At 48.2% G+C, this 14,702-nt stretch carries 11 protein-coding genes; 7 read left to right on the forward strand and 4 right to left on the reverse strand.

Annotated elements, in window-relative coordinates; all coding sequences use genetic code 11:
• Positions 1 to 29: 29 nt before the first annotated feature.
• The 5 genes from DFP94_RS15765 (at position 30) to DFP94_RS15785 (ending at position 6,893) form a co-directional block, all read left to right on the forward strand.
• On the forward strand, positions 30 to 1,730 hold the full coding sequence (locus tag DFP94_RS15765) for an ABC transporter substrate-binding protein (protein ID WP_114497423.1): 1,701 nt from the start codon (positions 30 to 32) through the stop codon (positions 1,728 to 1,730).
• 152 nt (positions 1,731 to 1,882) lie between these two features.
• Complete coding sequence (locus DFP94_RS15770) at positions 1,883 to 2,536, forward strand: TetR/AcrR family transcriptional regulator (RefSeq protein ID WP_114497424.1); 654 nt, start codon at positions 1,883 to 1,885, stop codon at positions 2,534 to 2,536.
• Positions 2,529 to 3,827, forward strand: a complete 1,299-nt coding sequence (locus tag DFP94_RS15775) for an MFS transporter (protein ID WP_114497425.1) — start codon at positions 2,529 to 2,531, stop codon at positions 3,825 to 3,827. Before DFP94_RS15770 ends, DFP94_RS15775 begins: the two co-directional genes overlap by 8 nt.
• Positions 3,812 to 6,130, forward strand: a complete 2,319-nt coding sequence (locus DFP94_RS15780) for an ABC transporter permease (protein WP_114497426.1) — start codon at positions 3,812 to 3,814, stop codon at positions 6,128 to 6,130. The genes DFP94_RS15775 and DFP94_RS15780 overlap by 16 nt, the downstream gene beginning before the upstream one ends.
• Positions 6,131 to 6,134: 4 nt before the next feature.
• Positions 6,135 to 6,893 carry an ABC transporter ATP-binding protein gene (locus DFP94_RS15785; protein WP_114497427.1) on the forward strand — a complete coding sequence of 253 codons (759 nt, stop codon included), beginning with the start codon at positions 6,135 to 6,137 and terminating at the stop codon, positions 6,891 to 6,893.
• A 96-nt stretch (positions 6,894 to 6,989) separates the two neighbouring features.
• Here DFP94_RS15785 and DFP94_RS15790 read toward each other — a convergent pair whose 3' ends face one another.
• The 4 genes from DFP94_RS15790 to DFP94_RS15800 form a co-directional block, all read right to left on the reverse strand.
• On the reverse strand, positions 6,990 to 9,266 hold the full coding sequence (locus DFP94_RS15790; RefSeq protein ID WP_245954891.1) for a glycoside hydrolase family 94 protein: 2,277 nt from the start codon (positions 9,264 to 9,266) through the stop codon (positions 6,990 to 6,992).
• Entirely contained in the window at positions 9,230 to 9,370 is a 141-nt protein-coding gene (locus tag DFP94_RS26070) for a hypothetical protein (protein WP_245954895.1), read from the reverse strand. The genes DFP94_RS15790 and DFP94_RS26070 overlap by 37 nt, the downstream gene beginning before the upstream one ends.
• A gap of 271 nt (positions 9,371 to 9,641) precedes the next feature.
• On the reverse strand, positions 9,642 to 10,496 hold the full coding sequence (locus tag DFP94_RS15795) for an ABC transporter permease (RefSeq protein ID WP_114497428.1): 855 nt from the start codon (positions 10,494 to 10,496) through the stop codon (positions 9,642 to 9,644).
• A complete protein-coding gene (locus DFP94_RS15800) occupies positions 10,493 to 11,407 on the reverse strand; it encodes an ABC transporter ATP-binding protein (protein WP_114497429.1) in 915 nt (304 codons plus the stop codon). The genes DFP94_RS15795 and DFP94_RS15800 overlap by 4 nt, the downstream gene beginning before the upstream one ends.
• 233 nt (positions 11,408 to 11,640) lie before the next feature.
• Between DFP94_RS15800 and DFP94_RS15805 the strand changes: the two genes are divergently transcribed.
• Positions 11,641 to 12,894, forward strand: a complete 1,254-nt coding sequence (locus DFP94_RS15805) for a mechanosensitive ion channel family protein (RefSeq protein ID WP_114497430.1) — start codon at positions 11,641 to 11,643, stop codon at positions 12,892 to 12,894.
• A gap of 564 nt (positions 12,895 to 13,458) precedes the next feature.
• Positions 13,459 to 14,700 carry a sugar ABC transporter substrate-binding protein gene (locus DFP94_RS15810; RefSeq protein ID WP_245954873.1) on the forward strand — a complete coding sequence of 414 codons (1,242 nt, stop codon included), beginning with the start codon at positions 13,459 to 13,461 and terminating at the stop codon, positions 14,698 to 14,700.
• Positions 14,701 to 14,702 lie beyond the last annotated feature (2 nt).

Genomic DNA, 14,702 nt, shown 5'->3' on the forward strand with positions numbered 1-14,702 from the left:
AGAAATATACAGGGGGAAAGGATGATTAGATGCGAAGCTTGAACAAGAACTTTGGAATTCTTTTATTGGCAAGTATGCTGCTTGTCAGTGCAGGCTGCGGCAATTCGGGAAATAAAACCGTGAATTCAGGGGATTCAACCCGTGGAGACGATACTAGCCCCATCTCATTTACCTTTTTTGGTGCTGATGCGAATCCAAACTGGAACAACATGCAGGATGAAGTGGGTAAGGAAATAACGGCCAAAACCGGAGTCACCATCGACGCGGAGTTTGATATCGGCAGCGGCGGAGGACAAGACAAAATCTCCATGATGGCGGCAAGCGGCGATTATCCGGATCTTATTTTCGCTAAGGGTGAGCTCGGTAAACTGGTGGATACGGAGGCCATTCTAGATCTCACTGATTTGATTGAGGAACATGCCCCTAATATCAAAAAGATCATGAGCGAGAACATGAACCGCATGAAATACAGCAATGAAGATCAGGCCATCTATGCGATCCCGACCAATATCGGAGTTGACCAGCAATATTTCGATGCTACGAACGGCTTTCAAGTTCAGCATCGCGTACTGAAGGAACTGGGCTATCCGGAAATCAAAACGATCAATGACTTTGAAAACGTACTTAGGGAATACGCAGAGAAGCATCCGACTACGGACGGCCAACCTACAATTCCGCTCACGCTGAATGCGGATGGTTGGAAAATGTTGATTACGGTCACCAATCAGGCCAATAACACGACGGGCGGCATGAACGACGGCGAATATCATGTGGACCCCGAAACTTATGAAGCGATGCTTCACTATAAACGACCGGTAGAACGAGAATATTTTCGCTGGTTGAACAAGCTGTACAATGATGGATTGCTCGATAAGGATTCTTTTGTCCAAAAAGAAGATCAATATAAAGCGAAAATCGCCAGTGGCCGCGTACTGGGTTTGACTTCGGTGGACTGGGAATACGCTGAAGCTGAAAATGCATTGAAAGCCGCGGGCAAATATGAATATACGTATGCGCACTTTCCGGTTACGCTGAGCGAAGAATACAAGGATCATGCCATGCAGTCTTTCGGGGTTGATGGCTATGGCATTAGTATTACGACCGCTTGCAAAGATCCGGTCCGCGCGATCAAGTTCCTTGACTGGCTGGCATCCGATGAAGGTCAAGTGTTAAGAAACTGGGGGATCGAGGGTAAGCAATATATCGTCGAAAACGGTACCCGCGTCATTCCTGCCGATGTTCTCAACAAAAAAGTCAACGATGCCAACACGTTTGCCAAAGAAACGGGCGTCGATTTGTATACGACCTTTGCTCCGCGCTACGGGGATGGCGTCAAAGATTCCACAGGCAATTATTATACAACCAATTTCCCGGAACAAATCATCGCCAAATATTCGGATGTCGAAAAGGAAACGTTAGCCGCTTATAAGGCAAAGACTTGGAAGGAACTGTTCCCAAGCGAAGACGAACTTCCTGTCAAAGAGTGGGGCGCCTTGTACAATATGCAGGTTCCAACAGACGGAGAATATCAGGTCATTTCTAAGAAAACCCAAGATATCGTCCAAAAAAGAATTCCAGAGGCGATTTTGACCAAAGCGGACAAATTTGATCAAGTTTATGACGACTTCCTCGCCGAGTTGGATAAAGTCGGAGCCGAGAAGATGGAGAAGGAATATACAGAGCTGGTAAAGGCCAGAGTTTCGCTCTTTACGGGTAAGAATATAGAATAAAGCGTAATGTATTCATAATTTCCGATATTTACTCGGTATGACGAGTGAATATCGGTTTTTTTACATGAATCAGAACTCCCTTGACAACCTGGAATATCATGGTATTATTTAACCGACAGGCAGTCGGTCGGTAATGAAGGAGGTTCCCAAAAATGAGAGTTAAAAAAGAGGCGGAAGAACGCAGAAACGAAATCCTTGACGCGGCGGATGAGCTTTTCGGTCAGAAGGGCTTTGACGGCACGAGTACAAATGATCTTCTTGAAAAGGTAGGAATAGCGCGGGGAACGCTGTATCATCACTTCAAGTCGAAGGAGGATATTATGGATGCGCTGATTGAGCGCTATAATAGCTCCATTTTAGGTGCGGCGCAGGAAATTGCCGCGGATAAAAGCATCCCCGTCATCGAGCGCGTGATTCGCGCCGTAATGGCACTGAATATCAGCAGCGGCGGGAGCAGCAGTGAGGAAATTATGGAGCATATTCACAAGCCGCAGAACGCGCTTATGCATCAGAAAATCCAGAAGAGCATCATTAACGGCGTTACGCCGATCCTGACGGGAATCATTCGCGAGGGTATCGAGCAAGGAATGTTCAGCACCCCGTTCCCGTATGAATGCATGGAGATGGTCGTGATCTATGCCAATACCGTTTTTGATGAGGATATGGTACCCATGACGGAGGAGGAGCGCGCTTCACGAGTGCTGGCTTTTATTTGCAACGTAGAAAGGCTGCTCGGTGCCGAAAGCGGAAGTCTTATGGATGTCATGAAGATGTTTGGAGGAGGAGATGGAGGAGGCCATGAGTAAACGAGGCAAATCCTTCGGAAAGTTCCTCCTGCTGTGGTCCGGACAGCTGATCTCGGCCATCGGAAGCGGGCTTACGTCGTTCGGGCTGGGGATTCATGTGTTCCAGCAGACGGGCAAGGCATCGGCGATGGCGCTTGTAACCTTGCTTGCGTTTCTGCCGTCGCTCCTCTTAGGCGCTTTTGCGGGAGTGCTTGCGGACCGTTATGATCGCAGGCTTTTAATGGTTCTGGGCGATGGCCTTTCCGCACTGGGACTTGTATTCATCCTCCTATGTATGCTTGGTGGAGAAGCGCAGCTATGGCAGATTTGCGTGGGAGTTACCTTAAGCTCGGTGTTTTCATCGCTGCTCGAACCCGCATACAGAGCTACGGTTACGGATTTGCTTACCGAGGAGCAGTACACGAAGGCAAGCGGTCTGGTCCAGGTGGCGGGCTCGGCAAAATTTCTGATTTCTCCGGTCATTGCCGGATTTTTACTCACCGTTTCGGATGTAAAGCTGTTGCTTGTCCTCGACATTTGCACTATTTTTGTCACTGTGATTACTACTCTTGCCGTACGCAGCGGCCTTGCCTCCAAGGCAAGCGAACAGACCAAGTCGTTTATCCGTGAATTCAAAGACGGTTGGAGCGCGGTTTCCGAAAACAGAGGCGTGTTTGTCCTTGTCATCATGACCTCGGTGCTGACCTTGTTCCTCGGAGTAATTGAAACGTTGTCCATACCGATGTTGCTTGCTTTTACGGACAGTTCCGCAGTTGGAACGCTTGAAACCATCGTCGCTTCGGGAATGCTCGTATCCAGTGTGCTATTAGGATTCCTTCCGATCAAAAAAGATTACGTGAAAATTCTCTCAATATCTCTGTTTTGTGTAGGTGTGTTTATGGCGGGGTTCGGATTTCGCGAAAATATGGTGTTGATCTGTATTTCGGGATTTCTCTTTTTTGCCATGATGCCGTTTGCCAACGCAAGCCTGGATTTTTTGGTTCGCACCAACCTTGATAATTCCGTTCAGGGCAGAGCGTGGGCATTGATCGGAATCCTTTCTCAGCTTGGGTTTGTTGCCGCTTATGCGTTTTCGGGTCTGCTGGCGGATTATGTGTTCACTCCATTATTGGTTGAAGGCGGCCTGCTTGCCGATAGTGTGGGAAAGATCATCGGCACGGGCAGCGGCAGGGGAACGGGATTGCTCATTATCATCGCCGGTATGCTGTTATGCATGACTTCGATCCTTCTGTATCACCTGAAACCGGTTAAAAAGCTTGAATACGGAGGTGACTTATGTATTACAGAATAATCCGTAATGATATAGCCAAAAGCAAGCTGATCACGTTGGCAACCATGTTCTTTGTTGCTGCCGCGGCGATGCTGGTTTCCCTTGCGGTGATGCTCGTCGTAAATCTTTCGGGCGCAATAGATACGCTTATGACGCGGGCGGAAACGCCGCATTTTATGCAGATGCATACGGGGGAAATCGATACGGCCCGGCTAACGGAATTTGCGGAGCGGAACGGCCATGTCGACGAATTTCAGGTGCTGGAATTCCTCAACATGGACGGTGCGCGGATTAGATTAGGCGATACTTCGCTTGCGGATAATGTTCAAGATAACGGATTCAGCATCCAGAGCGAAAAGTTCGACTATCTGCTTGATCTTGACGGAAACGTCATCCATGCATCCGACGGCGAGCTTTATGTTCCGCTAAGTTATATGAAGGACAACACCACAAAGGTCGGCGACAAGGCCGTCATCAGCGGAAAGGAGTTTGTCGTTGCGGGATTTCTCCGCGATTCGCAAATGAATTCCACGCTCTCCTCCTCCAAGAGATTTCTTATCAGTAAAAATGATTACGCAGAAATTAAAAACCTGGGAAGCACGGAGTATCTGATTGAGTTTAGATTGAAGAATTTGGCGGCGCTCGGCGCATTCGAAACCGCTTATGCCACCGCAGGACTTGAAGCGAACGGACCGACGGTTACTTATCCGCTGTTCAAAATGATCAACGCCATTTCCGACGGGATGATGATCGGGGTAATCCTGCTTGTCAGCGTGCTCGTCGTTGCCATCGCGTTGATGTGCATCCGTTTTACGCTCCTTGCGAAAATCGAAGACGACTACCGGGAAATCGGTGTTATGAAGGCCATAGGGCTGCGCGTTTTCGACATTAAGAAAATATATCTTGCTAAATACGCGGCTATGGCGGCGGCAGGTTGTATTCTCGGATTTGGACTTTCGTTCATATTCAAAGGCCTGCTTCTTGAAAATATACGGCTTTATATGGGGGAAAGCAATCATTCTTCTTTAGCCTTACTTTTTGGAATCATCGGCATCCTGCTTGTATTCCTTGCCATCATGGCCTACGTAAACGGAGTGCTAAGACGCTTTCGGAGAATATCTCCCGCCGAAGCCGTCCGCTTCGGCACTTCGCAGGAAAAAGCCGCAGGTGCAAAGCGCCTTAACCTGAGCGGCAACCGGCTGTTTAACACGAACGTATTTCTCGGAATCAAAGACGTTCTCGCAAGGAAAAAACTTTACGCCACCATGCTTTCGGTGCTGATCATTTCGGCATTTATCATCATTGTTCCGCAGAATCTGCACAACACGATTTCCTCAAAGGGGTTCAGCCAATATATGGGGATAGGTGACGCCGATATGCGCATAGACCTCCAGCAGACCGACCATATTTCCGAAAAAGCCGCTGAAATTGTAATGACGATGAGCGGCGACAGCGCCATTTCAAAGGTTGTCGTGCTTACTACAAAAACGTTCCGGGCCAAGACGGAGGACGGGGCGGAGGAAAGATTGAAAATCGAGCTCGGCGACCATTCCGTCTTCCCCGTAAAATATTCCGAGGGCCGGGCTCCCGCTGCGGAAGACGAAATTGCGCTTTCGGCCATGAACGCCAATGAACTGGGCAAAAAGGTCGGGGATGTCATTACACTGACGATGGAAGGGAAGGGCAATAATCTCAAGGTAAGCGGCATTTACTCCGACATTACCAACGGAGGTAAAACCGCAAAGGCCGTTTTCGCCGACAATTCGGGTGACGTGATGTGGTACGTAATTTGTGCGGAGCTTTCGGATCCATCTCTGATCGGCAGTAAGGTTTCGGAATATGGTGACAGGTTTGATTATGCCAAGGTGTCGGACATCGACGACTATATAAAACAGACCTTCGGCTCGACCATAAGCTCCGTCGAAAAGGCCTCATATGCTGCTATTGTCGTTGCGCTGATGATCACGGTATTGGTTACCCTGTTGTTTATGAAAATGCTTGTCGCAAAAGACAGATCTTCCATTAGCGTGATGAAAGTGTTCGGTTTTACCAACTCGGATATTCAGGCACAGTACATTTCGCGCTCAGCATTCGTTTTGATTCTCGGAATTGCTCTTGGCACGCTTCTGGCTAATACGCTCGGAGAGAGGCTTGCGGGCGCGGTGATCTCCTCCTTTGGAGCGTCGGCGTTTCATTTTACCGTCCATCCGATTTCCGCGTACCTGCTTAGTCCGCTGATGATGATCGGCTCGGTGCTTATCGCCACCCTGATCGGCACATCGCGGGCGGGACAAATCCAAATTTCCGAAAATATAAAGGAGTAGGCCTATGAAGAAGATCATTATCGGGGATCAGATCATTAAATCTTTCGGCGAGGGGGATGAAAAGCGTAATGTTCTTGACGGAGTGTCAGCCTACATTAACGAAGGCGAGTTCGTTGCGGTTATGGGGCCTTCGGGCTCGGGAAAATCAACGCTGATGTTTGCGCTGAGCGGGACGGATGGAATTAATGGCGGAAAAGTCGCGGTTGACGGCAGGGATTTATCGGAGATCGGGGAGAATGAGCTTTCGGATCTGCGCAGGACCCAAATGGGATTCGTTTTTCAACAGCCGACGATGCTGAAACATCTGAATATCCTCGACAACATCATACTTCCGTCGATGCGGGGTAACCGAAGAAATGCCGCCGACATTACGAAAAAAGCAAGAGCGCTTATGAAAAGGGTGGGCATTTCCGAGCTTGAAAAGCGCGACATTACGCAGGTTTCGGGAGGTCAGCTTCAACGTGCGGGAATATGCCGGGCGCTTATGAACAGCCCGAGGATTATTTTCGGCGATGAGCCTACGGGCGCGCTCAACTCCCAATCCGCGGAGGAGATTATGGACCTGTTGTCCGAGATCAACGCGGAGGGTACCGCGATTATGCTAGTCACCCACGACGCCAAGGTTGCGGCGCGGAGTGAGCGTATTCTATTTATGCGCGACGGAACCCTCGTAAGCGATCTGAAACTTCCGAAGTTCGACAGGACGAATCTGGAGGACAGGATCGGGAAAGTCACGGAGAAAATGAGGGAATTGAGAATTTAGATGGAGGCAAAAGAAAGCAACCTCCGTCCGAAGCGGATAGAGGTTGCTTTTCTTAAATATTACAGGAAGCAAGCCCGCGACCCCATGGATGATGTCTTACCCCATAATGATCCGCACATGGTTCTCGGCTTCCATTTCGGCGACCGGGATCAGATTGCCCTGGATTTCTTTGCCGTTAATAATGATGTGGGAAACTCCTTTTTGTACACCGTTTGTGTTTTCCACTTGAATATTCAGCTGCTTGCCGCGGAATTCCCGCACCATGGAGAAGTCCTTCCAGTCGGAAGGAACGCACGGGTTAATCCGGAGGCCATCAAACTGCGGTTGAACCCCCATGATGCCCTCCACCAAAGAGACCATCACCGTCGAGGCGGTGCCGGTGAGCCAATGGACATGCGCCCGGCCTTGATACGGGCTGTCTTTGGACTCGACGAACTGTCCATGCACGTAGGGCTCGAGTTTGCGGATTTCGGCCTTATCGTTCATGCTGGCCGGGCTGCAATCCAGGAAATATTCAAACGCGCGATCTCCGTTGCCGATCATCGTTTCCGCCAAAATGAGCCATCCCTGCGGCTGGCTGAAGATGCCGGCATTCTCCTTGGTCGAGGCGTTGAAAAGGACCATCCGGGCTACGGGCATCCCATATTCTTTAAACGGCGGGTAGCATAACATGGTGCCGTATTCGGTCCGCAGATTGTCGTACACTTTGTCCATGGAAAGCTTCGCTTGATCCGGGCGGGCTGCGCCGCTTAATACGGCCCAACTTTGCGGATTCAGCCAGATTCTTGCCTCATCGTTCTCCCAGGAGCCGACCGTATAATTGTCTTCCGTAAAACCCCGGACGAATTGATCATTCTCCCAAGCATGCTTTTGAATATTCGCGTCCAGCTCATCAAGCAGGCCTTGTGCCCACTCTACATCGTCAGGCTTGTTCTTGTTCTGTGCGATTTCCATAAACACTTGGAAGGCCATGTACAGCTGGAAGGCGACGAATAGCGACTCTCCCTTGGCTCCAAGACGCAGACAATCGTTCCAGTCAGCGTAAAGTCCGACCGGCATGCCGTGGATGCCCATGCGATCCAAGCTGAATTGAAGCGCTTGGCGCAAATGCTCGTAAACCGTGTCCTCGCCTTGGTCCGAATAAGGAATCACTTCCTCCGTAAAGCCCCAGTTGCCGCTTTCTTTCAAATATTTGATGACGGTCGGGAACAGCCACAAAGCATCGTCGGCACGGTAGTGGGGATGGCCGGTTTCCTGCACGTATTCCGGGTCGTCGGGCGTGCCCTCATGCCCGGGGTTATGGTCGAATTTCACGAGCGGAAGACCGCCGCCGTTGGAGACCTGGGCGGAGATCATCAGTCTCAGACGTTCGAGCGCCATTTCATGATCCAGATGAATGATGCCTTGAATATCCTGCACGGTATCCCGATAGCCGAGTCCGTTGCGCAGACCGCAGTATTGGAAGGAGGCGGCACGGGACCAGATGAAGGTGATGAAGCATTGATAGGCGTTCCAAGTATTGATCATGCTGTTCAGATTTTCGCTTGGCGTTTGGACCTGAAAACGGTTAAGTTTGCTGTGCCAAAATGTTTTTAACTCTTCGAGTTCCTTGTCCACGACGGACAAATCGTGATAATGGCCGAGAATTTCGGACGCGCCTTGCTCGTCATACTGTCCCAGGAGAAAGGCAATTTCCTTTTCTTCTCCCGGTTGCAAATCCACGTTAATCTGTAGGGCACCGCAGGAGTTGGTGTTATAGTTTAGCGAATTGGCGCATTGGCCCATTTCGACGGAGGAAGGATTGCCGTAACCGCGGTAATCGCCGAGAAACGTATCCCGGTCGCCGTCGTAAGCGATAACCTCCGCGCCCGCGGCGCCGAAAAATCTCCAGCATTGGTCCTCGGGAACGTTTTCATTAATGGACTGGAGGATCATATTGTTTTTGTAATAGGTCCGTGAAATAAACAAAGTGTATTGAAGATTCACGTTATCCTGTTCATAGTTGTTATGGTTGGTGAATTCCACAAATCCGAAGAGAGCCAGTTTTCGGGCCTTGGAGCCATCATTGCGGACCTTCAGGCGCCACACCTCGTAAGTTTTGCCCAGCGGCACGTAATATAAGGTTTCCGTCCGGATGCTGTCATACTCCGAAACCAGGTTCGTGTATCCGGTTCCATGATGGCATACCGATTTGTACTGATCCAGATCCTTGCCTACCGGCTGCCAAGAGCCGGACCAATAATCCCCGTTCTCCAAGTCTCGCACATAAATATAGCGTCCCGGCTCATCCTTGGAATTGAAGTGATATCGGATATGCCGTCCGTTCGCGCCGGACTTTACAAAGCTGTACCCTCCTGCATTGCCGGAAATGATGGCGCCGTACTCCGGTGAGCCGAGGTAGTTCCCCAAGGGGCCGGCGTATTCGGCTTCGTAATGAGATACTCCTTGTTTTTTTCGTCAAAGTAGCCGTATTGCATGACCATTCCTCCTATTAAGTGGGTGATAGGCAGGACAATAAACGCGCGTTCACGAAGTGTTGAAGTATCCCAACCCAATCTAATCATAAGACGGATTTGAACAACCTAAAACCCCATATTTGTGAAAAATAAACAAAGGTTATCAAACCAATGAAGATTACAAATACTAATATTACCTCGATGCATGTGGTTCGACCGACCGCCGTCATGCAGCAAAGCACCGCGCGCTGGGAGCTGCGCGCGGAAGGTAGCCTGCCTTTTGTAGGCCTGCCTATACTTTCTTCAATGATGCCCTATAAACAGATAATCCATAAAATACTACGGCGGTAACAATCAGAACAAGGGTACTTGTTGTGGCGGTCGTTGTATAATCGCCAAAATTGAAGGTTACGCCCATCATATCCTTGAATTCAGCAGCGTTCTCTGAGGGCATTCCTTCAAATGATGAGGCTATGGGCGCCTCCATCATGACTTGACGGAACAGAGCTGCTGCATGAGAAACGGGGAACAGCTTAATAATCCATTGTACTCCTTCCGGGAGCATACTAATGGGAAGATAGATTCCCGTCAGAAAACCAATCAGCGTTCCGATAATCGTGCTTGCCGTTGCGAAGGCATTTTGGCTCTTAAAGAAAGACACGATAAAAAATATAATAGCTGTATTCACGAAGGCTGAAAGTACAATTAATACGAGCACCTTCAGCAAGACCGGCAGACTCATAATAGTCCCGCCATTAGCAATGATATAGATTTCGCCAAGCACAAGCGTAACGACACTCATAATCAGTGCAATGATAAATGCGCTAAGAACGTATCCGCCTGCAATACTATTTCTGCTTAACGGCGATGAATAGAAGTCCTTCGTTATCTTTTGTGTTTTATCATTGATCATGATGCCGAAAGCACCCATAGACGTCGTGAATGTGGTTACTGCCAGCATTCCCGCGATAATCCAGTTGTCCATCATTTCTCTCGCACCCGGTACATCCTTAAGATTGGATGTCCACACATCGCCGAGAAACAATACATAAAGTCCGAGTATAATAAATACGGCTAGCAGTGAGAAAAATACGGAAGACCTATCTCTGAAAAATATTTTGAGATTTCTCTTTGTAAATCCAATCATGCCCGCACCTCCTTGCCTGTTATACCGATGAAGGCGTCATCCATCGTCCCGCTTGTAACCTCAAAACCTCGAATGTGATCCTTGCAAGCTTCAATAATTGGCAGAGCGTCCATGGTAGATGGCAATGGAATCACGATTCGGTCAGCAATACAAGTATATGATGCATCCCGTTCATCTAATAGGAGGCACACCTGGTCGATATTTGTACAATTAAGAGATAGCTTATCGTGGGAGTAATTTTCCTTTAACTCTGCAGGAGTACCCTTTGCGGCAATTTGGCCATCATCAATGACCAGGATATAATCCGCTTCGGCGGCTTCTTCCATATAATGCGTGGTAAGAAAAACGGTCATTCCGGTTTTCTTTTGCAGGTGCTTAATTGTCTCCCATACGCTTTTTCTAGTCTGCGGATCAAGACCGGTGGTAGGTTCATCCAAAAAGAGAATGGTAGGCGTGTTGACAAGAGCCCGTGCAATGTCGCACCGTCTGCGCTGACCACCCGATAGTTTCCCATAGTGACGCTTCAATAAATCAGATACGCCTGTCGCGGTAGCCGCATTATGGACTGCATTGTCCAGTGCAGCACCCTTTAGTCCATAAAACCCGCCGCGAATTCTAAGGTTCTCTTCAATGGTCAGAAGCGGGTCGAGCAGTCCGTCCTGAAATACCACCCCGATGACGGAACGGATTTGATCATCTTCTCTGCCCAGCTCGTGCCCATTTAAGCTTACCTCTCCGCTGTCCTGCTTTAGAAAAGTACAAATGATGTCGATCGTTGTGGATTTGCCCGCACCGTTAGGTCCAAGGAATGCGAACAGCTTTCCCTTTTCTACGTAGAAACTAATTCCTTTCACAGCGTGAACATTCCCGTAAGATTTATGCAGATTGGATACCTCAATAATTTTATCCATTTCACACACACCTTGCTTTTATTTGATAGAAGTATGTACAAGGAAGCTATTTACAAATATTATACGTCTACAGAAGTGATAATCAATATTTATGTAATACTCTTCCTAAAAAGATCAGGAGGGCGAAAAGGGAATTTTCTTCCATGGCCAACTTTTTGATGTTAGGTTATATTACATACTAACACAAGGCTTCAAACCATGAGGTGGATGTCAAACTGCGTTAGGAGGAAACCATGGAATTTATCAAAAATCAACTAGACGGATATGGCATGAGCGAACAAACCATGGGTTATCTCTCGAATCTGATCATGGTTGTTTTTATAGCCGTGGTCTCTATACTGGCCAATTTTATAGCCAAAAAAATCGTACTGAAGACGATTATTCATATTGTCAATAACAACCGGTATACGTGGGACAATATCATTTTGGAGAAAAAAGTGTTCCACAAGCTGTCGCATCTCGTGCCGGCGATCATCATCTACTATTCCGCATCCATTTTTCCGCCCTATCAAGCATTGATTGAAAAAGCCGCATTCACCTATATGACTATTGTAACCATCACGGTGTTTAATGCGCTGCTCAATGCCTTTGATGCGATTTATCGCTCGTTTGAAGTCTCCAAGATTAGACCGATTAAGGGCTACATTCAGGTGGCGAAGATCGTTCTGTTCATCGTCGGCGGCATTGTGGTGATCTCGAACCTTATCGGTCAGAATCCCTTGATCATTCTCAGCGGGCTTGGTGCCTTATCGGCTGTTCTGATGCTAATCTTCAAGGATTCCATATTAGGTCTGGTGGCAGGCGTTCAATTATCATCGAATGATATGGTGCGTGTAGGCGACTGGATTGAAATGCCTAAATACCATGCGGACGGCGACGTGATCGACATTACCTTAAACACGGTAAAGGTTATGAATTTCGATAAGACGATCACGATGATTCCGAGCTACGCCCTCATCTCGGACTCGTTCAAAAATTGGAGAGGCATGCAAGCATCCGGCGGCAGAAGGATTAAGCGAAGCATCTTTATCGATACGAGCAGCATAAGCTTTTGTACCCGGGAAATGATTGATGAATTTCTGAAGATTCACTACCTTACCGATTATGTCACGACCAGATTAGATGAAATTAACGCGTACAACATGGAACACCGGATTAATACGGAAAGCAAAGTGAACGGTAGGCAACTTACGAATGTGGGTGTATTCCGAGAATACATTCATCAATATTTGAAAAATCATCCGAAAATTCATAAGGAAATGACGATGATTGTCAGGCAACTGGCGCCGGGAGATAACGGACTGCCGTTGGAAATCTACGCTTTCAGCAACGATATCAACTGGGGAGTATATGAATCAGTTCAGGCGGATATCTTTGATCATATTTTTGCGGTTGCTCCGACATTCGGACTTCGTGCCTTCCAAAATCCAACGGGCCATGATATCGTCCAATTAAAAGAAAGCGCGGAGTTTTCGCGAGAATATTGAGATATGACAGGAGATGAGTAATAACCCCAACCGTGAGGTTGGGGCTTTTGGTTCGATGGCAAGCATAAAGAATCAAGACCGAATTGAGGGGCTTGTCCAGTTGGGGGCCTACCCGGTTAGGGACAGCGAAGTACCGAACTTTGGTAACTATGGCACGACTCGACGAAATAGTAAAGCCTGTTACAAACCTGATTCATCAGGGTATTAAGTCTTAGGCGTCGCAGCATATTAAATAAGAAGGATCATGCAATTTTAATAAAAACTAATTTAATGGCTTGAATTTCATGAATTCCGGGATTATAATGTGCTTACGAAACGTTTCGAATTAAGCGCTTTCCGGTAATACCTCAAAACGGAGGCTTTTAGGCTTCCCTTTATATCAACGGATAATGTAAGCGGTAACTTTTGAAAATTTCAGTATATTATAGGGGGTTTTCACGCAAAATAAAGAATATTCCGTCCGAAATTATCTCGATATTTTTTTTGAAATATATCGAAACGTTTCGAATTGTGGGTTGAATTATTGATTTTTGGCTTTTCATACTAATAAAGAGGTGAGGAAAAGTGAAGAAAAATTGGTTAGTTGCTTTGATTACACTGCTTGCTGTTTCTGTTATCGTGGCCGGCTGCGGCTCGAAAAATAACTCGGGTTCCAACTCGGCTTCAGGCGACAACAATACGGTAAAGGTTTGGTTCATGGGCACCTCGGAAAGCGTGGAGCCTATCGCGAAAATGTACGAGGAGAAGAATCCCGGCGTGAAGGTAGATGTGCAGGCGATTCCTTGGGATTCCGCGCATGACAAACTGCTTACGGCCGTTGCTTCCAAAAATGGTCCGGACGTCATCCAGATGGGTACGACCTGGATCCCCGAATTTGCTTCCGCCGGTGCCTTGCTGGACATGGCTCCTTACATTGAAAAATATCCGGAACTCAAAACGGAGAACTTCTTCGACGGCGCAATTCAAACCACGCAATATGACGGCGTGACCGTAGGCATCCCATGGTATGTGGAAACGCGCGGGTTGTTCTATCGTACCGACTTGCTTGAGGAGGCCGGATATCCCGAAGGACCGCAGACCTGGGATGAACTGAAAGATGCCGCCAAGAAGCTGGCCGGGAGAGGCGCAGGTAACTATGCGATGCCAATCGACGCGAAGGACCAAAACTATTTGTCCATGTTCGCTTGGCAAGCAGGCAGCGATATCATTACGGCCGACCGTCAGCCGCAGTTTAACCAGCCTGAATACGTAGAAGCGATGAATTTCTTGAACAGCTTCTATAAGGAGAACCTCGTTCCGCCGACGGACCTCGACACGGTTACGGGCTTTAAGGACGGCACGGTGCCGATGTTTATCAGCGGTCCTTGGATGATCCAAGCCGTGAAGGATCAAAATCCGGAAATTGAAGGCAAGTGGACGGTTAAGACCTTGCCTGCCAACAAAAATAATAAATCGCTGATGGGCGGTTCCGACCTTTCGATCTTTAAATACAGCAAAAATCCCGAAGGAGCGGCGAAATTTATCGCCTACCTGAGTAGTGAGGAAGCGCAACTCAAATTTTACGAAACATCGAATTCCTTGCCGGCCCTGAAAACGGCTTGGGACAATGAGCAATTCTCCGATCCGATGATCGCCGCATTCGGCAAGCAGTTGGAAAGCGCCATCCCGACGCCAATGGTTAAGGAATGGGAAGAAGTTTCGCAAGCTTCGGTCGCGGCCTTTGAGCGGATTACGGTTGGCGGCGCGGATGCGCAAGCCGAGCTTGATGCATTGAATGAGGAAGCCAAGGGGATTTTAGGAAACTAAGC

It is taken from the genome of Fontibacillus phaseoli (assembly GCF_003337355.1).
GTDB lineage: Bacteria > Bacillota > Bacilli > Paenibacillales > Paenibacillaceae > Fontibacillus > Fontibacillus phaseoli.